This window comes from Ruegeria sp. CRTD044, assembly GCF_059613485.1.
Genome location: NZ_JBXWSP010000007.1, coordinates 75,810 through 97,050, shown reverse-complemented (window position 1 = coordinate 97,050; position 21,241 = coordinate 75,810). Strand labels below are relative to the sequence as shown.

Here is a 21,241-nt window from a genome sequence, read left to right as displayed (position 1 = left end):
CAGTGTTTCCTTAACCAAGCTTTCATTTCTGCCTGAAATACCTATAATCCGATTGATTGCTGAACGAGCGGGATTGCTTGAATGCGTTGTCTGTTAAGTGGTTTTTCAATTGCATGCCTCGTGCTGGCGTCGACGCCGCTGAGCGCGGATGTCCTGTCGACCAAGAATCGCAAAGATATCTTTTTGAAGCAGGCCAAGATTCTGGACACGCGGGCCGCCAGCCAGTATCGCGACTCTGAACGGCTGAAACCGAAGACGCCGGACGGCAGTTTCAAAAAGCGCTATTCCGGCAAGTACCGTGGTGAGTACCTTGCCATGGCGCGCCAAGCAGCGCGCAAGCACAATGTCCCGGAAGAACTGTTCCTGCGTCTGGTGCAACAGGAAAGCGGTTGGAACCCGCACGCCAAGTCGCATAAGGGCGCTTTGGGCCTCGCGCAGCTGATGCCGCAAACCGCCAGACTGCTGAACGTGAACCCGCATGACCCGAAGCAAAACCTTGAAGGCGGTGCGCGGTATCTTTCGTGGCAATACCGTAAATTCAAGTCCTGGCGCCTGGCGCTGGCAGCCTACAACGCGGGTCCGCAAGCGGTGGAAAAACATGGCGGCGTGCCGCCCTATGCCGAGACACAGAATTACGTCAAAGTCATCTGGGGCGGCTGATACTCAAGTCGCCCAAAAAACCGGCCCAAGGCCGGTTTTTTTTGGCGATCACTCAGCCGCTATTTTGATAACCGGCTCCATCTTGGCCAGTGTTTCGGTGGACAGATGACACTTGACCTGGTGTCCGTCAGCCAGCGTCTGGACCGGCGGAACTTCTTTTTCGCACAATCCGCCCGCAACCTCGGACTTCCACCGGCACCGGGTTTGGAACGGACATCCGGGCGGCGGGTTCATCGCGGAAGGAATGTCGCCTTCAAGGACAATGTGTTTCTTTTCGACCGAGGTATCGGCGATTGGAACCGCGCTCAGCAGTGCCTCGGTATAGGGGTGATAGGGCGGCGAGAAGACTTGATCGGTCGTGCCCAGTTCGACCACGTGGCCCAGATACATCACCATGACGCGGTCGCTGAGGTAGCGTACGATCGACAGGTCGTGGCTGATGAACAGCAGTGTCGTCTTGTGTTCGCGCTGGATCTCCATCAACAGATCGGTCACGGCTGCCTGAACCGACACATCCAATGCCGAGACCGGCTCGTCCGCGACGACGATCCGGGCGTCCCCGGCAAAGGCACGGGCTATCCCGACGCGCTGTTTCTGGCCGCCTGAAAGTTGGCGCGGCATACGGTCGGCAAACGCGCGCGGCAGCTTCACCAGGTCCAGCAACTCGAGCATCCGTTGCTTGCGTTCGGCCTCCGAGTTTCCGACGCCGAAGATCTCCAGCGCGCGGATGATCTGACGTCCGACCGTCATCGACGGGTTCAGCGTATCGAACGGGTTCTGGAACACCATCTGGACTTCGCCGACGGTCTTGGCATCCCGTTCTTCGATCGGCAAATGCTCGATATTGCGGTTGTCCAGCAGGATCTGCCCGTCGGTCGCCGTCTCCAATCCCATGAGGACCTTGGCAAACGTGGATTTGCCGCAGCCGGACTCGCCAACGATCGCCAGCGTTTCCGATTCGTGTGCGTCGAAGCTGAGGGTTTCGTTGGCCTTGACCACTTTCTTCTCGCCCCCACCGAACAGGGCGTTTGCGGCCACCTCGTAATATTTCTTGAGGTTGTCCATCTTCAGAACGATCTTGCCGATCGGCGCTTTTTCTTTTTGCTCTGCAACCGTGATGGGCGCGTTCCAGTCGATTTCCTGGAACTTCAAGCAACGCGTATGGTGGCGGTCATTACCGGGGACCGGGAACATCTGAATGTCCTGCGCATCACAGCGCCCTTCCTCGAAATAGTCGCATCGCGGGCCGAAATTGCAGCCCGGTGGGCGTTCGTGCGGCAACGGGAAGTTGCCGGGGATAGCAACCAGCGGGCGCGAATTCTTGTCCGCGCCGGGCAGGGGGATCGAGCGGAACAGCGCCTGAGTGTAGGGGTGCTGCATCTCGTCAAAGACATCGTGGATCGAGCCGCGTTCGACCGCCTCGCCGGAATACATCACGCACAAACGGTCACATGTCTCTAGAACCAGGCCGAGGTTGTGCGAAATGAACAGCATCGATGTGCCGTATTTCTTGCCCAGATCCTTGACCAGTTCCACCACGGCGGCCTCGACGGTCACGTCCAGCGCGGTTGTCGGTTCGTCCAGGATCAGAAGCGACGGCTTGGACATCAGCGCCATCGCGATCACGATGCGCTGCTGCTGGCCACCGGACAGCTGATGCGGGAAACTGTTCAGCATCCGTTCGGGGTCCGGCAGGCGCACATCGGTCACCACTTCCAGGGCGCGGGCATAGGCCTCTTCTTTGCCGACCCCTTCGTGGATCATCGGCACTTCCATCAGCTGTTTGCCGATCTTCATCGCCGGGTTCAACGAAGCCATCGGCTCTTGATAGATCATCGCGATCTCATTGCCGCGAATGTCCCGAAGTTCTTCCTTGCTCATCTCGCTAAGGTCGCGGCCCTTGAATTTGATCGAACCGCCGACGATCCGACCATTCTTGCCAAGGTCCTGCATGACACCCAGGGCGACCGTCGACTTGCCGCAGCCGGATTCACCGACCAGCCCGACAGCCTCGCCGGGCTGCACACTGACCGAAAAATCCATCACGGCCGGTATTTCCCGCAAGCGGGTAAAGAACGAAATCGAGAGCTTGTCGATTTCGAGGATCGGCCCGTCATAATCCGCCAGTTTGTTCATCTTGCTTGCTCCTCGCCAGCATTCAGGGGATCCCCTTCATCTGGCTAAAAATATCCTGGTGGGGGCCGGGGGCTGTCCCCCGGCCGCTTTCACATCAGTCCTTCAGGCTTTCTTCTCGCAGGCCATCCGCCAGCAGGTTCAATCCCAGAACCAGTGACAACAGCGCCAGTGCCGGCGGCAGTGCAGGGTGCAGGTAGATCGACAGCAGTTTGCGCCCTTCGTTGATCGTGGATCCCCAATCCGGGCTTTCCGGCGGCAGGCCCAACCCAAAAAACCCCAAGGTCCCCAAGAGGATGGTCGTGTAGCCGATGCGCAGGCAGAAATCGACGATCAGCGGCCCGCGCGCATTAGGCAGGATTTCCCAAAGCATGATGTACCACGGGCCTTCGCCGCGCGTCTGCGCCGCGGCTACGTAGTCGCGTGTCTTGATGTCCATGGCCAGGCCGCGCACGATGCGGAACACCGTGGGCGAGTTGACGAACACAACCGATACGAACACGACCAGGATCCCGCCCGGAATGTCGAACAGATCCAGATAGGTCGGGAGACCCCAGATGCTGTAATCGTCCGTGCGGATGACGTATCCCCCGGTCGAGATCAGCGACAGGTACAGCCAGATCGCGATACCCAAGACGCCGGTCAGCAGCGGCGTGCGAAATTTCGGCCGGGTGTAGTAGCGCGAATTCAAAAGGACGCCGATGAAAAGGATCGGGAACACGAACAGGACTGCGGCCATATAGTTCGGCACGCCGGTCGCGACGATTTCCGGTGTGACCAGCAGGTAGAACAGCAGGATGACCGGGAACGCCAGGATCAGATTGGCGAGGAACGACAGAAACGTGTCCAGCCGTCCGCCATAGTATCCGGCGGGCAAGCCCAGCGTGATCCCGACCATGAAGGCAAACATTGTGGCCAGCGGAGCAATCTGCACGACGATCCACGCACCCTTGACCATGCGACTGAATACGTCGCGGGCAAGGTTGTCGCCGCCCAGCAGATACCAGGCGAACTCACCGTCCTCGGCATTGGGCAGGGGGGTGCCGGGCACCTTGTTCTTCATGCCGGAAACCTGGACCAATGGATCGTGTGTCACGATCAGGTCCAAAGCCCCGAAGATGCCGGTGAAAACCCAGAACATGACCAGTCCAAAACCGATCATGCCGATCGGGCTGTCGAACAGCTTGCCGTACAGGCCAAGGCGCCGTTTGAAGGCAACCGACATCGCGAACAGAATGATCAGCGACAGCCAGACCGGCAGAAATTGCTGCGAGATCGCGCCGATAATCCCGGCCCCTGTGCCCAGGAATATTCCCAGCAGCAGGTAGGCGACCACCGTCGCGATGCTGGCCAGGAAAGAATACCACAGCGCGGATTGCGTCAGGTTTCTGAGGCCGCCGCCCGAACTGACGGTGCCATCCGCATTCACGCTGACCTGCGTCTCGGGCAGCAGAATGCTTGCCAGGATCCAGGCAACGACGGATACGACCAGCGCAGCCAGGGCGATCATCATGATCGGGTTCAGAAAGGCGATAGAGCCAGTCCAGCTCAGAGGTTCCATGGTCTATCCTCCCTTATGAAATGCGGATGCGCGGGTTGAGGTAGACATAGCCGATATCCGAGATCAGCTGCGTCACGAGCACCACAAAGACCGACACGACCGAGATCGCCAGCAGAAGCTGGATGTCGTTGTTCCCCGCGGCCTGCACCAGTGCCCAACCGAAACCCTTGTAGTTGAACAGGGTCTCGACGATCACGACGCCGTTCAGCAACCAGGGAAACTGCAGCATGATAACGGTGAAGGGCGCGATCAGCGCGTTGCGCAGGGCGTGCTTCAGAACGATATTCCCGAAGGACACACCCTTCAGGCGCGCAGTCCGGATGTATTGCGCGGTCATCACTTCGGTCATCGAGGCTCGGGTCATCCGTGCAATGTAGCCCATGCCGTAAAGGGCAATGGTCAGGACCGGCAGGAAGAAATTCTCGAAGGTCGGGTTCTCCATGGCCTGTGTGGCGGTGCCCTTGAACCATTTCAGACCCACGGTTGACGAGGTGAAGATGGCGATGAAGATCACGCCCGACACGTATTCCGGCGTGGCTGTCGTGATGATCGAAAACGTGGACAGGGACCGGTCCAGGGCAGACCCCTCGCGCATGCCGGCTAGCACACCAACCAATAGGGCGGTCGGGATCATTAGCACCAGCACCCAGAACATCAGGTAGCCGGTGTTGCCCAGACGCTTGCTGACGATCGTTCCGACTTCGTCCTTGAAGACGGTTGAATAGCCCCAGTCGCCCTGAAGAACGCCGCAGTAGCGCGGTGTCGTTTCCGGAGTAGAGCCGGGACGGGTGCAACTTCCTACGAACTGACCATCCGGTAGCGTGTTGGTGAAACCGGGCACCACCCCAAGCCATTGGCCGTACTTGACCAGCGTGGGCTGCATGTATCCGCGGTTCTCAAGCCAGGTGACGACCTGTTCATCGGACATACGCTGGTTGCCCTGCGTCTTGGCTAGTTTTTCCAGGTTTGGATAGAGGTTGGTCAGGAAGAAGACAACGAAGGTCAAGCAGAGTGCCGTCAACAGCATCACGCCCAATCGTCGAAGGATGAAGAGTCCCATGTTGGCCCCTGTTGTTCGGGTTCTCCGCAGATCAGTGGACCATTTTCTGGCCTCGGACGTCCGACCCCGCGTCGGTGTGTCTGCGGCTGGAAAGGGGCGCCCGCATTCGGGCGCCCCTTGAAAGGTTCAGGTCGGGATCAGGCCGCCCAACCCCATTTGTAGTGATGGTGTTCGAACGACACATGCATGTCGGTTCCGACCAGACCGTCCTTCATGTGACGGTACAGCGACCGCCAATAGGGCTGGATGGTGACGCCTTCTTCCTGGATCATGGCTTCGCCCTTGGCCACGATTTCGCGGCGCTTGTCGGCATCGGCAATGGCCAGAGCTTCGGTCAGAAGGGCGTCAAACTCGGCATTGGACCAGCCGAATTCGTTCCAGGCCTCGCCGGTGCGGTAGGCCAGTGCCCAGATCTGAACGCCCAGCGGACGGTGGTTCCAGTTGGTCGAGCTGTAGGGGTATTTCGCCCAGTCGTTCCAGAACGTGTTGCCCGGCAGAACCGTCCGTTTGACCTTGATGCCCGCGTCGCGCAGCTGGGCTGCCACGGCATCGGTGGTGTTGCGGCGCCAGTCATCGTCGATCGAGATCAGCTCGTGCTCGAAATCGGCCATACCGGCCTCTTCCATCAGTTTGCGCGCGCCTTCCGGGTCAACTTTCTGCGGCGGCAGTTCGTAGTAATCCGGGTGGATCGGACCAACGTGGTGGTTTTCTGCAGGCGAGCCGCGACCACCGTAGCCAAGCTCGAGGCAGACCGAGTTGTCCACGGCCATCTGCAGCGCCTGACGCACACGTTTGTCGGCATAGACCTTCTTACCGTCCACTTCCGCAAGCTGGTTCGGGCGGATCACGATGGTGTTCATCGTGACAACCTCGGACTTCACGTAGCCAAGGCTGTCCATCACGTCGATGAATTCACCAACCGATTCATACAGCATGTCGACTTCGTCCGATTCCAGAGCCGCCAGCCATGCCGACGGATCGGTGCCGTAGTCGATGTACTCAATGCGATCCAGGGCCGGACGACCGAAGACGTCTTCGCCCCACCACTTGTGGTTCTCGTTCCGCACCAGCACGGCCTTCACGCCCACTTCCAGCTCTTCGATCAGGTAGGGGCCCGTGCCGACATTGTTTGTCAGGTCCGTTTCGCTGAACGAGCTGTGGATGATCGCGGCCGGATAGTCTGCCATGCCCGGGATCAACGAGATGTCCGAGTTCGGCAGGTTCAGCTTGACGGTGTGCGAGTCCACAACCTCGATCGCGCCTTCGATTGCCTGGCCGGTATCTGCGTCGACCAGCGTGGCAAAACGGCCTGCCATCGAGTTCGTTTCTGAGCTCTTGTCGCACCAGCGCGCGATGTTGCGTGCCACGTCTTCGGCGGTGAAATCGTCACCGTTGTTCCACTTGACGCCCTGACGGACCTTCAGCGTGTAGACGGTCGCATCGTCGTTGACTTCCCAGCCCTCCAGCAGCATGCCGCGGAATGTGCCGTCCGAGTTGTACTCGACCAGGTATTCCAGCGTGCCACGGGTGACATTGGCTATCTGCGACCAGTCATAGGTGCGCGGATCCTTCAGCGCGCGAACTTCCTGCTGAACGCGCAGGGTGCCACCTTCTTTCTTGGCGTCTTCACCCGCCGCCTTGGCGGGCGCGGTCAGGCCGACCATGCCGTAGGCGGCCGCGGCAGTGACACCAAGGCTGGTCGTGCGCGTCAGAAACTCGCGGCGGCTCAGCTTGCCGTCCCGATATTCCTGGGCGTGCATTTCGGCAGCCCAGTGCATCGGTGCTCCGGTCAATGTCTTGGTTTTCATGGATGTCTCCCTGTGAGATTATTATGGGTGTTTGTTGGTCCCCGTCGAAGCCAGACAGCGCCGAGCAAGGTCATTTTGGATGTGGTTTTTTGAATTCTGTGCATCCCCATGCGTTCATTCGGCACCAGATTCCAATTTAGGTCAATGTTCGAAATCGTCATCAAGTGCACAAAAACGACATTTGCAGAGAAACCTGAGCCGTGGCCGCCGGGGCTGGTATCGGCAAGTCTGATTCTGGAACTTGTGATTCCCTTTTCCGACGGGTTTCGGCCCAGAATCCCTTATGTGGCTGAAAATAAACGACTTCGGACGAGGTTTTGGCGCGATGTCAGTGATTCACTCAGCCATGGCTCGGATCGACGTTATGCCATTGCTTCATCCGGGCACGGCACCACGTGCGCTGGCGTTTGGCGTATTGGCGTGTCGCAATCGTTGCTCTTTCGCGGGCGTCGGCCAAGGTCATCCGCCCTTCGATGTGGGCCATCAACTCAGGTACTCCGATGGCCTTGCATGAGGGCAGGTTCGGGTCGTACCTGTCGCGCATCGCCGCAACTTCGTCCAGGGCACCCGCCTGCAACATCTGGTCAAAGCGCGAATTGATGCGCGTGATCAGCCAGTCTCGCTCGGGCGTCACGACGATTGGAAACGCTTGATCCAGGGGCAGCAGCGGTGGCGGCGTGTCGTCCTGCCAATCCGCCAATGTCCGGCCCGTGGCTTGCTCGACCTCCCAGGCCCGTTGCACACGGGCGCGGTTGCGCGTGTCGATCCGGTCCCGTGTCCTTGGATCAATCCCGGCCAGAAGCTCGGGCAGGGGGATCGCGTCCGCAGTCTTGCGCAACTCGGGCGGCGTTGCCGGGATGTCTGCCATACCTTCCGTCAAGGTCGAAAAGTAAAGGCCCGTACCGCCCACGATGATCGGACGCTGCGGTCCTGACAAAAAAGTCCGCACCTCGCGCAGCCAGTGGCCGGCCGAATAGTCTTGATCAAAAGCGACATGGCCATAGAGAGCGTGTGGAGCCCGAGCTTCTTCGTCGATCGAGGGTCGCGCGGAAATGATGCGCCAGCAGTTGTAAATCTGGCTGGCATCCGCATTGACGATGATCCCGCCCGCGTGTTCGGCAATCTCCAGTGCAAGGGCTGATTTGCCCGATGCGGTCGGCCCCATGATGAGGACCGGCAGATCGTCGGGAATGGGCGGCAGACTGTTCAGCAAATTGCGCGCTGTGTTTTCAGCCATGAGTGTTTGCCCTGTTCCTTGACCATCCGCATTGAACCCGCGGTGGTTTTGCTTCATTTTGCGCCGGAAAACAAACTCGTGCCAGCCCGGAGCGCAACATGACCCTTTCTGCCACCAACACAACCGATGAAACCCCCAAGACGACATACAAACGCGTCATGTTGAAAATCTCGGGCGAGGCGCTGATGGGGGATCAGGGATTCGGGTTGCATCCCCCGACCGTTCAACGCATCGCGCAAGAGGTGAAGTCGGTTCATGATCTGGGCGTCGAGATCTGCATGGTCATCGGCGGCGGCAACATCTTTCGTGGCCTGTCGGGCTCGGCCCAGGGGATGGAACGGACCACGGCCGACTACATGGGCATGTTGGCGACCGTGATGAACGCGCTGGCCGTGCAATCCGCGCTTGAGGGCCTGGGTGTCTTCACCCGGGTGATCTCGGCCATCCGCATGGACGAGGTGTGCGAGCCCTATATTCGCCGCCGCGCTGTGCGCCACTTGGAAAAGAAACGGGTGTGCATCTTTGCGGCTGGAACCGGCAACCCGTACTTCACCACAGATACCGCCGCGACGCTGCGCGCCAACGAAATGGCCTGCGAGGCGATTTTCATGGGCAAGAACGGTGTCGACGGCGTCTACGACAAGGACCCCAAGGCACATTCGGACGCTGTCCGCTATGACTCGGTGACCTATGACGACGTTCTCGCCAAGCGTTTGAAGGTCATGGATGCTTCGGCCATCGCTCTGGCGCGCGACAACAATCTGCCGCTGATCGTATTCGGGTTGGACGAGCCCGGCGGGTTCCGCGGAATTCTGGCAGGCGAGGGGACCTATACCAAGGTTCAAGGCTAGCCAAAGGTCCGACCGAACAGCCCACATTAGTTTGCCTGGCGCCCGACTCGGTTCGGACGTTAGGTAACCCAACGCCTTCCGGTCCGCTGAAAATGCTCGGTGTGACCGGTATGCGTGTCGCTTTTGCCCGCCGGAAAGTCTCTGGCGGCTGACCGAAAAAGCGATCTTTCCCTGATCAAAAGCGCATTAAAGTGAGAGGAGAGAGAATGTCCGACAATTCAGATGCCGACTACGAGGTCGGCCAGGACAATATCCAGGTCATGGGGCTGGATATTCACAATCCGGTTTTTGCCGTGTCTGGCCTGACCATCATCGCCTTCGTCTTCTTTTCGTTGGTTTTCCGCGAGCAGGCTGCCGATTTCTTCGGCTGGTTGCGCCCCGCGCTGACCAACCGGTTCGACTGGGTATTCATGCTTTCGGCCAACATCTTCGTCGTGTTTTCGTTGCTGCTGATCGTGACGCCGCTGGGCAAGATCAGGTTGGGCGGCGACGATGCGAAACCGGACTACAGCTATGCGGGTTGGTTCTCGATGCTGTTCGCCGCTGGCATGGGGATCGGGCTTGTTTTCTGGGGTGTGGCCGAGCCGATCTCGCACTATGGCGCATCACTTGGTGGTGTCGCCGTGGGCGAGGACGGCCTGCGCACCGACTGGGCACCGTTGGGCGCCGGGCTGGAGGATCCCGACGCATCGCGGAAGCTGGCGATGGCAGCCACGATCTTTCATTGGGGCATGCACCCTTGGGCGATCTATGCGGTTGTTGCGCTGGCCTTGGCATTCTTCAGCTTCAATCGCGGGCTGCCCTTGACGATGCGTTCGGTCTTTTACCCGCTGTTCGGCGAGGCCACTTGGGGCCCGCTGGGGCATGTCATCGATGTGCTTGCGGTCTTTGCGACCATCTTCGGCCTGGCGACCTCGCTCGGCTTGGGGGCGACACAGGCGCTGGCCGGTTTGAATTATCTGTTTGATGTTCCGGTGACGGACGGGATGAAAGTGCTGTTGATCGGCTTGATCACGGTCTTCGCCCTGATTTCTGTGATCGCCGGACTGGACAAAGGGGTCAAACGCCTGTCCGAGGCCAACATGGTGCTGGCGGCGCTGCTTTTGTTGCTGGTCTTGATCGTGGGGCCGACCATGGCGATCCTGACCGGCTTCTTCGACAGCATGATCGAATATGTCGTCGCGCTGCCGGGCCTGTCCAATTGGATCGGTCGCGAAGACACGAACTTCATGCAGGGCTGGACCACCTTCTACTGGGCGTGGTGGATTTCTTGGTCACCGTTCGTCGGCATGTTCATCGCACGTATATCGCGCGGGCGCACGATCCGCGAGTTCGTGACCTGTGTCATCCTGATCCCGACGCTGGTCGGCGCCCTTTGGATGAGCGTTTTCGGCGGAGCTGCTCTGGATCAGGTCATGTCCGGCAATGGGCAGGCTTTGACCGATGCGGCGCTGGAACTGAAGATGTTCAAGATGTTCGAGGCCTTCCCGATGGCAGGTCTGCTGTCGTTCGTCGGTATCGTTCTGGTGGTTGTGTTCTTCGTCACAAGCTCGGACTCGGGTTCGCTGGTGATCGACACCATCACGGCTGGCGGCAAGACCGATGCTCCGACGGCTCAGCGCGTATTTTGGTGCGTGCTGGAAGGGGCCATCGCGGTCGTACTGCTGCTGGGCGGTGGGCTCGGCGCATTGCAGGCCGCGGCCATTGCCACCGGCTTTCCCTTTGCGATCGTGTTGGTTTTGATGTGCGTGTCCATCTTCATCGGTCTGATGAACGAACGTCGACGCAACTGAGCGTACCGCCACTGACAGAGGGCCCCGGTGACGTCACCGGGGCCTTTCTTTTCATTTCTGACTGCCTTCGAAGAAGCCGACCGAATTGCCGTCGGGATCGACCGCATAGAAGAACCGACCGGCCGGGATCTGGATCGGATCCGAGACAACCTGACCCCCGGCAACCTTGACTCTGGCCATGATCTCTTCAGCCGTGCCCTCTGCCGCCAGATGAAGGGTCGGACCGGTACCATCTTTTGCTGGCTTTCCCGGGTACAGATGCAAGGCCACGCCCGTTGCCGGGTCAGCGGGGCGGAACATGGCCATGGGGTTTGGGCCGGATGTGTCGACCGCAAGTTCTGCCCCCGTGGCGTGTGCATAGAATTGTACCGCCTTGTCCAAGTCGGAAACGGGCAGTTCGCCCCACACCAGAAAATCCTTTGGAAGATAACTCATCTTTGACCTCTCTTGTCTTGAGTGCCGCGAGTTTGGCATGCGCTGATGACAGAAGCTGGCATCAGACGCCTGGCTTGACCGCGCGGGGTTGGCCAGGCTAACTGACGGCGTTTGGTCCCGTCATCCCCGTGCGGGCTGCCGAACTGCCACGGCGATACCCGCGGCTGGCTGGAAGACCTGCCATGTATCGGAGTTGTCCGGTGTCATGCGCGGGCGGAACTTCGGAACATTGGGCATGACAACAGAAGGATTGTGCGATGGGCACTCTGGATATCGATTTCGTTCGGGCGCAGTTTCCGGCTTTTTCCGAACCCAGCCTGAAAGGGCAGGCATTCTTTGAGAACGCGGGCGGCTCCTATACCTGCAAACCCGTTCTGGATCGGCTGACCCGCTTCTATACCCAGCGCAAGGTTCAGCCATATGCGCCCTACGAGGCCAGCCGCCTGGCGGGCGAAGAGATGGATGAGGCACGTGCTCGGATGGCGGCTCTGTTGGGCGTGGACACCGACGAACTGAGCTTTGGCCCTTCGACCACGCAGAACACCTACGTACTGGCGCAGGCATTTCGGCAGTGGATGAAACCGGGTGAAGCGATCGTGGTGACCAACCAGGACCATGAAGCCAACTCGGGCCCCTGGCGGCGCCTCGCCGAGGACGGCATCGAGGTTCGCGAATGGGAAATCGACCCGGAAACCGGTTCGCTGAATCCGTCCGATCTGGAAAACCTGCTGGACGACAAGGTGCGGCTGGTCTGCTTTCCCCACTGTTCGAACGTGATCGCCGAGATCAACCCGGTCACCGAAATCACTGCGATCGCGCATGCGGCCGGGGCATTTGTCTGCGTGGATGGTGTTTCCTACGCACCGCACGGCTTCCCGAACGTGGGGGACCTTGGGCCGGATATCTACCTGTTCTCTGCCTACAAGACCTACGGACCGCATCAGGGCTGCATGGTGATCCGGCGCACGCTGGGCGAGTTGCTGCCCAATCAGGGGCATTTCTTCAACGGAGACGTGCTGTACAAGCGGTTCACGCCGGCCGGACCGGACCATGCTCAGATTGCCGCCAGCGCCGGCATGGCCGACTATGTCGAACAACTCTGCGACCACCACGGCGGCCCATCCTCGGGGGCTTCTGCGCGTGGTGCTTTTGTCCACGACCTGATGCGTGCGCACGAAGTTGAGCTTCTGCAGCCGGTTCTGGACGCGCTCAAGGATCGCAACGCGGTGCGCCTGATCGGCCCGTCCGATGCCGAACGACGGGCTCCGACCGTGGCCTTGGCCGTCAACCGCAACGCCGAAAGCGTGGCGGCTGATCTGTCCGAACACGGCATCATGGCCGGCGGTGGTGACTTCTATGCTGTTCGCCCGCTGACCGCCATGGGTGTCGATCTGGGGCAAGGTGTTCTACGGGTAAGTTTCACCCACTACACCTCGCGAAACGAGATCGACCAATTGCTCGAAGCATTTGACCGGGTTTTGTGATCCGGTAACAGTTCCGCCCCGTAGACATATGAAAACGGGGCGGAAATGGACAAAGAGCAGTCACCAATCATTTTGTGGTTCCGGCGTGATCTGCGCCTGACTGACCATCCGGCTTTGGCTGCGGCCGCGCAGACAGGCCGACCTGTGATTCCTGTTTTTCTGCGAGATCAGCTGGTCGATGACTTGGGTGCGGCTCCGAAATGGCGGCTGGGCCTCGGCCTTTCCGCATTGTCAGACAGCCTCGAGCGCAAGGGCAGCAAGCTGATCCTGCGAAGCGGCCCGGCGCTGGCCGCGCTTGAAGACCTGATACGGGAAACGGGGGCAACTGACGTCTATTGGTCGCGGGCCTATGATCCCGAATCCATCGGGCGTGACACTCAGATAAAGGCTGCGTTGTCCGCGCAGGGCGTAACCGCCAAGTCCTTTGCCGGGCATCTTTTGTTCGAGCCATGGACGGTCGCCACACAGGCGGGTCAGCCGTTTCGTGTTTTTACGCCCATGTGGCGGGCTGTGCGCGGGAGAGAGGTTGATGCTCCCAAGTCGGCACCGTCGCGGATCGCGGCACCCCGATCATGGCCGCAGTCGGACGAGCTTGAGGCCTGGAACCTTGGCGCGGATATGCGTCGTGGCGCAGCGGTCGTGCGGGCTCATGTCGAACCGGGCGAGGCCGCCGCATTTGCGCAGCTGGACGAATTTACGGAACGGCTCGACGCGTATCCCGCAAAACGGGACGATCTGGGCGAAGACGGCACGTCGGGACTATCCGAGTACCTTTCGTTGGGCGAGATCAGCTCGGCAACCATTTGGCACCGGGTGCAGAGCACAGGGTTTTCCGGCTCGTCCGGGGCCGAGGGCTTCTTGCGCCAACTCGTCTGGCGCGAGTTCGCATATCACTTGATGTACCACACACCGCATCTACTGAGCGCAAACTGGAAGCCGGAATGGGATGCGTTTCCGTGGAACACAGACGCCGACACCCCCGAAGTTCGAGCCTGGACGATGGCGCGAACGGGGATACCGGTGATAGATGCGGGCCTACGGCAGATGTACGTCACCGGGCGGATGCACAACCGCGTCCGCATGATCGTCGCCAGCTACCTGACCAAGCACTTGATGACGCACTGGAAGGTCGGCATGGATTGGTTTGCGGACTGTCTGGTCGATTGGGATCCGGCAGCGAATGCCATGGGGTGGCAGTGGGTTGCGGGGTCGGGGCCGGATGCCTCGCCGTTCTTTCGTATCTTCAACCCGCAGACCCAAGCCGAGAAGTTTGACCCCACGGGCGCCTATGTCCGCCGATGGCTGGCCGAAGGACAAAAGAACCCGCCCGAGACGGCGCTTGCCTATTTCGATGCGGTGCCGGTGTCATGGGGACTGTCTCCGACGGATGCCTATCCTGATCCGGTCGTTGATCTGAAGGTTGGGCGACAGCGGGCGCTTGCCGCCTACGAAAGCCGAAAACACCAGTAAGGAATTGAAAACTTGCCAGAAACGGAATCCCGTCCTAGCCTGCTCCGACCACCGCACAGGGGAGAGCGGATGATCCTGACGACGACAGAGGGGCAAAAAAACCTGCCCAGATATTTTTCGCAGGTCTTCAAGATGCTGCAGCGAATGGAGTCCGGACGGCTGGACATCGCGCTGCCGGATGGGCGCGTGTTTCGCAACGAAGGTGCCAAACCCGGACCTGTCGCCCGTGTCGATATTCACGACCCGGATGTGTTCGCCCGGTTGATCCGTGAAGGCGAGCTCGGCTTTTCCGACGCCTACCTTGAAGGTGGGTGGAGCACACCTGGCCTGCGCGCCTTCATGGATCTTGTCCATCTGGGCACCGAGACGGTCTATGATGATTTCACTGGCAAATTCTTGGTTCAGGCCTACGAGCGCCTGCGGTTCTGGCTGCACCGGAACAACCGAAAACAGGCCAAAAAGAACATTTCGTACCACTACGATCTGGGCAATGATTTCTACAGCCTGTGGCTGGACGAGACCATGACCTACTCCAGCGCGCTGTTCGAAACTGGCCAGGAAAGCTTGGAAAAGGCTCAGACGGCCAAATATGCCAGCCTGGTCGACGAGATGGGTGCAAAGCCGGGCGACCATATCCTTGAAATTGGCTGCGGTTGGGGTGGCTTTGCCGAATACGCCGCCAAGGAAAGAGACCTGAGGGTCACCGGCCTGACCATCAGCCAGGAACAGTTGAAGTATGCGACGCAACGTATCGAAAAAGCTGGTCTTTCCGACAAGGTAACCTTCAAGCTGCAGGACTATCGCGACGAGCGTGGGCAGTATGACGGCATTGCGTCGATCGAGATGTTCGAGGCCGTTGGGCAAAAGTACTGGCCGGTCTATTTTCAAACGGTCCGCGACCGGTTGAAGCCCGGCGCACGGGCCACGCTTCAGATCATCACTGTGGCCGACCGCCGCTGGGACGTCTACAAGAACGGCGTTGATTTTATTCAGAAATATATCTTTCCGGGCGGCATGTTGCCAGCCCCGACGGTGCTGAGGCAGGAAATCCAGCAGGCCGGTTTGGATGTGGTCAAGTCGAAGGAGTTTGGCCCAAGCTATGACCTGACCTTGCGGCGCTGGTACGACACGTTCAACGACAAATGGGACCAGGTGGCTGCGATGGGCTTTGATGAGCGTTTCCGCCGCATGTGGAATTATTATTTGACCGCCTGCGGCGCAGCCTTTGACACGGGCAATTGCGATGTGACACAGATCACCGTAGCAAAACCCAACTAACACACGGAAATATCGGAATGCCGACAGCCTCACGTCTTGTTGCCGCGCTCAGTCTTATGGTGGTGGCTTTCCTTGTGTCTGGCATGATCATCGACAACGGCGAAGAGGGAAAGGACTACGGCTACTTTACCTATGTGAACCTGGTCCTTGGTTTTTTGTGTGGTTGGGTCATCATGGGCAAACGGGCGGGCCGCGGCTGGACTGCAGCCGTGAACAATGGCCTGACCGGAGTGGTTTCTCTGGTGTTTTGGGGCCTGTTCGTCCAGGGCACGTACGAGATGTTCCGGCTTGCGATGCGTCACCGCTATGACGGGCCATTCGAGGCATTGCTGGCCATCTTCCAGATCGGAGTGGATTTCGGCAAGCAACTGATCTCGCCCGAGATCATCGCGACCTTGGCGATTGGTGCGCTGCTGTCCGGCCTGTTTACCGAAGGCGCCTCGCGGCGCTGGAACTGACGCCCTAGTCACGAGCCTACGATGACCAATCTGTTTTTCTACGGCACATTGCGGTATTTGCCGCTGCTTGAACTTGTTTTGGGTCGCTCGGGACAGGATCTTGCGGCCGAGCCGGCGATGCTGCCGGACCACGCGGTTCACGCGGTGCGGGACCAGGCCTTTCCGATGATCCTTGAGACGCCCGGCGCAGCTGCACAGGGTATCTTGGTGCAGAGCCTAACTGCGCAAGACATCGAACGGTTGGCCTTCTACGAAGGTGGGTTCGACTATGACCTGCATGTCAAAGAGGTCGTCCTTGAGGGCGGATCGACCGTTTCCGCCCAAGTCTTCTTTCCCGCTCCCGGGCTATGGACGCCGTCCGATCCCTGGTCGTTGGAACAGTGGGTGTCCGAGTGGGGCGCGATGACCCTCTTGGCTGCGGATGAGGTCATGGGGTATTTCGGCAAGGTCGATGCCTCTCGGATCGCGCGCAGCTTTCCAGCCATTCGCACCCGGGCCTGGGCCAAGCTTGCGGCGCAGCAACGGAGAACCGGGGATGGTCGCAGTGTCCGCGATGATGTGATCGTGCACCGCCACACGCGCGCATACATCGACTATTTCGGGATGGAAGAAATCGAACTGCAGCACCGCCGATACGATGGGTCGATGGGGCCGGTTCTCAATCGGAATGGTTTGATGCAGGGTGCTGCGGTCGTGGTGCTGCCGTATGATCCCCTGCGCGATACGGTCCTTTTGGTTGAGCAGTTCCGAACCCCGGTTTTCTTGATCGGCGACCCCGAGCCTTGGATGTGGGAGCCGGTCGCCGGCATGATCGATCCCGGAGAAACCCCTGAACAGGCAGCCCACAGGGAAGCCATGGAGGAGGCGCAGGTCTCGTTCTCGCGGCTCGAATATGCAGGCGGTGCCTATTCTTCGAGCGGATCGTCCACTGAATACATCCACCTTTATGTTGGGATTGGAGACCTGACCGCCTCGATCAACAATGGTGGCTTAGCAACCGAGGGGGAGGACATTCGCAGCAGGATTCTGCCGTATGCCGAATTCATGGATATGGTTGACCGGCATGTCTTCAAGGACCTTCCTCTATTGTCCTTGGCGCATTGGTTGGCACGCAACCGCGATCGGTTGCGGGGATGACTATCCCGCCTTGTGGTCGGCGCAGGGCACCTGTACATCTGCGAAAACGCCAATTTACAAGAGGGTGCCATGCGCATTGCACGAGACCTTGCTGACGCCGTAGGAAAAACTCCGTTGATCCGGCTGCGCCGTGTCAGCGAAGAAACCGGGTGCGAAATCCTTGGGAAGGCCGAGTTCATGAACCCCGGTCAGTCGGTCAAGGATCGCGCGGCGCTGTTCATCATTCGCGACGCCATTGCGCGCGGCGATCTCAAGCCCGGCGGGACGATTGTCGAGGGGACCGCGGGCAACACGGGCATTGGTCTGGCGCTGGTCGGCGCGTCGATGGGGTTCAAAACCGTGATCGTCATCCCGGAAACCCAATCGGAAGAGAAGAAGGACATGCTGCGCCTTGCCGGGGCTCAACTGGTTCAGGTTCCCGCCGCACCCTACCGGAATCCCAACAATTTTGTGCATTACTCGCGGCGGCTGGCCGAGCAGTTGGCCAAGACCGAACCCAATGGCGCGATCTGGGCAAACCAGTTCGACAACGTCGCGAACCGTCGGGCGCATGTCGAGACCACTGGGCCGGAAATCTGGGAGCAGACCGACGGCAAGGTCGATGGATTCATCTGTGCGGTCGGATCGGGCGGAACGCTGGCCGGTGTGGCCGAGGCTTTGCAGCCCAAGGGCGTCAAGGTCGGTATCGCCGATCCAATGGGCGCCGGTCTCTATTCCTATTACACGACGGGTGAAATTGCGATGGAGGGTGGCTCGATCGCCGAGGGGATCGGCCAGGTCCGCATCACCAAAAACCTCGAAGGGTTCAAGCCCGACCACGCCTACCAGATCACGGACAACGAAGCGTTGCCCTATATCTTCGACCTTCTGCGCGAAGAGGGGCTGGTCATGGGTGGGTCCACCGCAATCAACATTGCCGGCGCCGTGAGGCTGGCCAAGGAAATGGGTCCGGGTCACACCATCGTCACCGTGTTGTGCGACTATGGCACGCGCTACCAGTCGAAACTGTTCAACCCCGACTTCCTGCGTGAAAAGGAACTGCCGGTTCCAGAGTGGATGACCGAGGCCCCGCGAAGCATACCGGGTGTATTTGAGGACGTATGATGCTGCGGCAGTTCCTGGTTTTACTGGCATTTGCGTTTGTGGTCGCAATTGGCGCCGCAGGCGGAGCCTCGGCGCAGCTGACCGACCGTCAAAGCGAGTACTACCAGGGATGGCTCAGCACCGCCGAGCGTGCCGAGAAGGTGATCGAAGCCAATCGGGCATCGAATGCCTCGATGGAGAAATTGCGCACTGAAATAAGTGGTTATCGGGACGACTTCAATCGCGCCCGAAGTGCGAACACGGATCGCATTCAAACGCTGGAAAGCCAGCTCAAGGCATTGGGGCCCAAACCCGATGACGGATCTTCGGAACCCGAAGACATCGCCAGCTTGCGAGAGAACCTCGAGCAGCAACTCAACAGCCTGAAGGTACCGCGGATCATCTCCGAAGAGGCCTACAGCCGCGCCAACGGCCTGATCAGCGAAATCGACAAGATCATCCGTGAGCGGCAGCGGAAAGAGTTTCTTGAGCGCGGGCCATCGCCGCTCAACCCGGCGCATTGGGCGCCTGCCTGGGTGGACGTAACCGAAGCTGGCCGTGCATTGATGAACGAGACGAAGGCCAACATGCGTTCGGCCGTTGTCCGTGAAAAGCTGAAAGAGAGCGGACTTGCCATCGGTATTCTGCTCGCGGTGGCCATGATCCTGCTGCTGTTCGGGCGATCTTGGTCGGAGAAAGCTGGAGACTATCTGCGGCGGTTCGGAGGCTCCGGGCGTGGCGTATGGACATTCGTCGTGTCGCTGTTCCGGATCATTCTGCCATGGTTCGGGGTTGCCATTATCGTTCAGGCCGTGGTCATGACCGGTGTGCCGGGGTTGCGCGGCACATTGCTGATCCAGGAAATCCCGTATTGGGCCGCGATCATCCTGTTTTACGACTGGATCGGCCGTCAGGTCTATTTGATGGGCGAAGAACGGGGTTTCAAAGTCCTGTCGGCAAATACGATCAAGGAACTGCGGGTTTATCTGGATCTGCTCGCGCTGATGCTGATCCTGCATGAACTTGGCCAATTGTTCGAACGGATCGAAAACACGTCAGAGGCTACTCGCGCCGTCGTCAGTTTCCCTGTGATACTCGTGACAGCCCTGTTGCTGCTGCGGATCCGCCAAATCCGCCGCCCCGAAGGATCCGAGGATGAGACTGAGCAGGGCCAGTCAGCACGGGCTGCCGGGTTCAGTCAGCTGGTCGAGCTGCTCCGCCGGGCGCTGTTTTTCCTGGGCATCGCAAGCGTTGTCCTGGCTGCCATTGGCTATACCAATGCCGCCGAAGCGATCGTGTTCCCATCGGTCAAAACGCTGGTCCTGATAACGGCCATCGTCATCTTCCAGCGGTTCATCAGCTCGATCTATGGCTGGCTGACGGGGCAGGGCGACGCGGCCAGCGACTCGTTGTTCTCGGTGCTGGTCGGGTTCGCTCTGGCCATTCTGTCGTTGCCGATTCTAGCGCTGTATTGGGGCGCGCGCGACTCGGATCTGCGCGAGGCGTGGTCCCGCCTTCTGATGGGATTTGACATCGGCGGCGTGACGATCTCGCCCAGCAACTTCCTGACTTTCGTGGCCGTATTTGCGATCGGTTACATGCTTACGCGATTGCTTCAGAGCGGTTTGCGCAATTCGTTGCTTCCCAAAACCAGCATCGATCCGGGTGGGCAGAACGCGATCGTCGCCGGCACGGGCTATGTGGGAATTTTCCTTGCAGCATTGGCCGCGATCATTGTCGCGGGCTTTGATCTGTCGTCACTTGCGATCGTCGCTGGTGCGTTGTCTGTGGGCATCGGTTTTGGTCTGCAGACAATCGTGTCGAATTTTGTATCGGGCATCATCCTGTTGGTCGAACGGCCGATCGCAAAAGGGGACTGGATCGATGTCAACGGGATGATGGGTTATGTGCGCGACATCTCAGTGCGCTCAACACGGGTGGAAACCTTTGACCGGACCGATGTGATTGTTCCAAACTCGGACCTGATCAGCGGCGTGGTGACCAACTATACCCGCGGCAATACCATCGGACGGGTCATCGTTCCGGTTGGCGTCGCCTATGGGACTGACACTCGCAAGGTCGAGAAGATCCTGGGCGAAATCGCGAATGCGCATCCTATGGTCTTGGCCAACCCGGCACCCAACGTCGTGTTCCAGGGGTTTGGTGCGGACTCGCTGGATTTCGAAATCAGAGCAATCCTGCGCGACGTGAATTGGGTCTTGTCCGTAAAGTCGGACATGAACCACGAAATCAACCGGCGCTTCACCGAAGAAGGGATCGAGATTCCATTCGCACAGCGCGATCTCTGGCTGCGCAACCCCGAGGTATTGGTGCAACCGGCCAACAAGGCAGCGAAGCCCCAACAGCCGGATCAACAGGAACCTGCGAAGACCGACGACTCAAGCGCGGCGCCGATGGACCTGACCGAGGCCGACATGGACGGAGACAACGGCGAAGAGCTGTAGTCAGAGGACTACAGCACCATCTCGCCGGCCAGCCGAGACCGAAGCGACCCCGCTCAATCGTTTGGGGTGGGGGCGCTTCAGGCAACTTGCGTATCCCTTGGATTTCCGCGCAATCGGCCCTTGCAAATCCCTGTTCGTTGGTCCAAATATCGCCGGCACGGAGAGGTGGCCGAGTGGTCGAAGGCGCACGCCTGGAAAGTGTGTAGGCGGGAAACCGTCTCCAGGGTTCGAATCCCTGTCTCTCCGCCATTCACCTTGAATACCCACAGTTTTTGCGCGCCTCGCGAGATCGGCCTTGCTTTGACCCCGGCACGTTGGGCGGAGATGT

The 21,241-nt window shown here is 59.6% G+C and carries 16 protein-coding genes and 1 tRNA gene; 11 read left to right on the top strand and 6 right to left on the bottom strand.

The features are described from left to right. The first annotated feature begins 81 nt into the window (after window positions 1-81). Window positions 82-660 (top strand): lytic transglycosylase domain-containing protein, encoded by a 579-nt coding sequence (locus AC2FNL_RS08220; protein ID WP_093961864.1) that lies wholly within the window; start codon window positions 82-84, stop codon window positions 658-660. 48 nt (window positions 661-708) lie between these two features. On the opposite strand, the gene AC2FNL_RS08215 is transcribed toward AC2FNL_RS08220, so the two are convergent. The 5 genes from AC2FNL_RS08215 to miaA all read right to left on the bottom strand — a co-directional run bounded on the left by AC2FNL_RS08215 (window position 709) and on the right by miaA (window position 8,459). Continuing rightward, complete coding sequence (locus AC2FNL_RS08215) at window positions 709-2,796, bottom strand: dipeptide ABC transporter ATP-binding protein (RefSeq protein ID WP_170580179.1); 2,088 nt, start codon at window positions 2,794-2,796, stop codon at window positions 709-711. Between the two features lie 94 nt (window positions 2,797-2,890). Next, on the bottom strand, window positions 2,891-4,354 hold the full coding sequence (locus AC2FNL_RS08210) for an ABC transporter permease (RefSeq protein WP_170363621.1): 1,464 nt from the start codon (window positions 4,352-4,354) through the stop codon (window positions 2,891-2,893). Window positions 4,355-4,367: 13 nt separating this feature from the next. Then, entirely contained in the window at window positions 4,368-5,414 is a 1,047-nt protein-coding gene (locus AC2FNL_RS08205) for an ABC transporter permease (RefSeq protein ID WP_093961867.1), read from the bottom strand. A 137-nt stretch (window positions 5,415-5,551) separates the two neighbouring features. Further along, a complete protein-coding gene (locus tag AC2FNL_RS08200) occupies window positions 5,552-7,222 on the bottom strand; it encodes an ABC transporter substrate-binding protein (RefSeq protein WP_222458133.1) in 1,671 nt (556 codons plus the stop codon). 340 nt (window positions 7,223-7,562) lie between these two features. Further along, window positions 7,563-8,459 carry a tRNA (adenosine(37)-N6)-dimethylallyltransferase MiaA gene (gene miaA / locus AC2FNL_RS08195; protein ID WP_496833083.1) on the bottom strand — a complete coding sequence of 299 codons (897 nt, stop codon included), beginning with the start codon at window positions 8,457-8,459 and terminating at the stop codon, window positions 7,563-7,565. 98 nt (window positions 8,460-8,557) lie between these two features. Between miaA and pyrH the strand changes: the two genes are divergently transcribed. After that, window positions 8,558-9,310 (top strand): UMP kinase, encoded by a 753-nt coding sequence (gene pyrH / locus AC2FNL_RS08190; protein WP_170368349.1) that lies wholly within the window; start codon window positions 8,558-8,560, stop codon window positions 9,308-9,310. Between the two features lie 206 nt (window positions 9,311-9,516). Beyond that, a complete protein-coding gene (locus AC2FNL_RS08185) occupies window positions 9,517-11,103 on the top strand; it encodes a BCCT family transporter (protein ID WP_170368350.1) in 1,587 nt (528 codons plus the stop codon). Window positions 11,104-11,154: 51 nt separating this feature from the next. On the opposite strand, the gene AC2FNL_RS08180 is transcribed toward AC2FNL_RS08185, so the two are convergent. Beyond that, complete coding sequence (locus AC2FNL_RS08180) at window positions 11,155-11,538, bottom strand: VOC family protein (RefSeq protein WP_170338943.1); 384 nt, start codon at window positions 11,536-11,538, stop codon at window positions 11,155-11,157. A 257-nt stretch (window positions 11,539-11,795) separates the two neighbouring features. On the opposite strand from AC2FNL_RS08180, the gene AC2FNL_RS08175 reads away from it, so the two are divergent. The 8 genes from AC2FNL_RS08175 to AC2FNL_RS08140 all read left to right on the top strand — a co-directional run bounded on the left by AC2FNL_RS08175 (window position 11,796) and on the right by AC2FNL_RS08140 (window position 21,162). Beyond that, the gene (locus AC2FNL_RS08175) at window positions 11,796-13,022 is read left to right on the top strand and encodes an aminotransferase class V-fold PLP-dependent enzyme (RefSeq protein WP_093961873.1); all 1,227 of its coding nucleotides are present in this window, start codon (window positions 11,796-11,798) and stop codon (window positions 13,020-13,022) included. Window positions 13,023-13,067: 45 nt separating this feature from the next. Continuing rightward, window positions 13,068-14,492, top strand: a complete 1,425-nt coding sequence (locus AC2FNL_RS08170; RefSeq protein WP_496833082.1) for a cryptochrome/photolyase family protein — start codon at window positions 13,068-13,070, stop codon at window positions 14,490-14,492. A 69-nt stretch (window positions 14,493-14,561) separates the two neighbouring features. Beyond that, window positions 14,562-15,770, top strand: a complete 1,209-nt coding sequence (locus AC2FNL_RS08165; RefSeq protein ID WP_496833081.1) for a class I SAM-dependent methyltransferase — start codon at window positions 14,562-14,564, stop codon at window positions 15,768-15,770. 17 nt (window positions 15,771-15,787) lie between these two features. Then, entirely contained in the window at window positions 15,788-16,228 is a 441-nt protein-coding gene (locus tag AC2FNL_RS08160) for a TrgA family protein (RefSeq protein ID WP_093961876.1), read from the top strand. A 21-nt stretch (window positions 16,229-16,249) separates the two neighbouring features. Continuing rightward, window positions 16,250-17,365 (top strand): NUDIX domain-containing protein, encoded by a 1,116-nt coding sequence (locus AC2FNL_RS08155; protein ID WP_496833080.1) that lies wholly within the window; start codon window positions 16,250-16,252, stop codon window positions 17,363-17,365. 69 nt (window positions 17,366-17,434) lie between these two features. After that, a complete protein-coding gene (locus AC2FNL_RS08150; RefSeq protein WP_170450218.1) occupies window positions 17,435-18,469 on the top strand; it encodes a cysteine synthase A in 1,035 nt (344 codons plus the stop codon). Further along, window positions 18,469-20,913, top strand: a complete 2,445-nt coding sequence (locus AC2FNL_RS08145; protein WP_496833079.1) for a DUF3772 domain-containing protein — start codon at window positions 18,469-18,471, stop codon at window positions 20,911-20,913. The genes AC2FNL_RS08150 and AC2FNL_RS08145 overlap by 1 nt, the downstream gene beginning before the upstream one ends. Before the next feature lie 159 nt (window positions 20,914-21,072). After that, window positions 21,073-21,162, top strand: a tRNA-Ser gene (locus AC2FNL_RS08140). Window positions 21,163-21,241 lie beyond the last annotated feature (79 nt).

Excerpts from the sequence above, each read along its gene's own strand:
- AC2FNL_RS08220 (WP_093961864.1), top strand. The coding sequence starts at position 82 with ATGCGTTGTCTGTTAAGTGGTTTTTCAATTGCATGCCTCGTGCTGGCG.
- AC2FNL_RS08215 (WP_170580179.1), bottom strand. The coding sequence starts at position 2,796 with ATGAACAAACTGGCGGATTATGACGGGCCGATCCTCGAAATCGACAAG.
- AC2FNL_RS08210 (WP_170363621.1), bottom strand. The coding sequence starts at position 4,354 with ATGGAACCTCTGAGCTGGACTGGCTCTATCGCCTTTCTGAACCCGATC.
- AC2FNL_RS08205 (WP_093961867.1), bottom strand. The coding sequence starts at position 5,414 with ATGGGACTCTTCATCCTTCGACGATTGGGCGTGATGCTGTTGACGGCA.
- AC2FNL_RS08200 (WP_222458133.1), bottom strand. The coding sequence starts at position 7,222 with ATGAAAACCAAGACATTGACCGGAGCACCGATGCACTGGGCTGCCGAA.
- miaA (WP_496833083.1), bottom strand. The coding sequence starts at position 8,459 with ATGGCTGAAAACACAGCGCGCAATTTGCTGAACAGTCTGCCGCCCATT.
- pyrH (WP_170368349.1), top strand. The coding sequence starts at position 8,558 with ATGACCCTTTCTGCCACCAACACAACCGATGAAACCCCCAAGACGACA.
- AC2FNL_RS08185 (WP_170368350.1), top strand. The coding sequence starts at position 9,517 with ATGTCCGACAATTCAGATGCCGACTACGAGGTCGGCCAGGACAATATC.
- AC2FNL_RS08180 (WP_170338943.1), bottom strand. The coding sequence starts at position 11,538 with ATGAGTTATCTTCCAAAGGATTTTCTGGTGTGGGGCGAACTGCCCGTT.
- AC2FNL_RS08175 (WP_093961873.1), top strand. The coding sequence starts at position 11,796 with ATGGGCACTCTGGATATCGATTTCGTTCGGGCGCAGTTTCCGGCTTTT.
- AC2FNL_RS08170 (WP_496833082.1), top strand. The coding sequence starts at position 13,068 with ATGGACAAAGAGCAGTCACCAATCATTTTGTGGTTCCGGCGTGATCTG.
- AC2FNL_RS08165 (WP_496833081.1), top strand. The coding sequence starts at position 14,562 with ATGATCCTGACGACGACAGAGGGGCAAAAAAACCTGCCCAGATATTTT.
- AC2FNL_RS08160 (WP_093961876.1), top strand. The coding sequence starts at position 15,788 with ATGCCGACAGCCTCACGTCTTGTTGCCGCGCTCAGTCTTATGGTGGTG.
- AC2FNL_RS08155 (WP_496833080.1), top strand. The coding sequence starts at position 16,250 with ATGACCAATCTGTTTTTCTACGGCACATTGCGGTATTTGCCGCTGCTT.
- AC2FNL_RS08150 (WP_170450218.1), top strand. The coding sequence starts at position 17,435 with ATGCGCATTGCACGAGACCTTGCTGACGCCGTAGGAAAAACTCCGTTG.
- AC2FNL_RS08145 (WP_496833079.1), top strand. The coding sequence starts at position 18,469 with ATGCTGCGGCAGTTCCTGGTTTTACTGGCATTTGCGTTTGTGGTCGCA.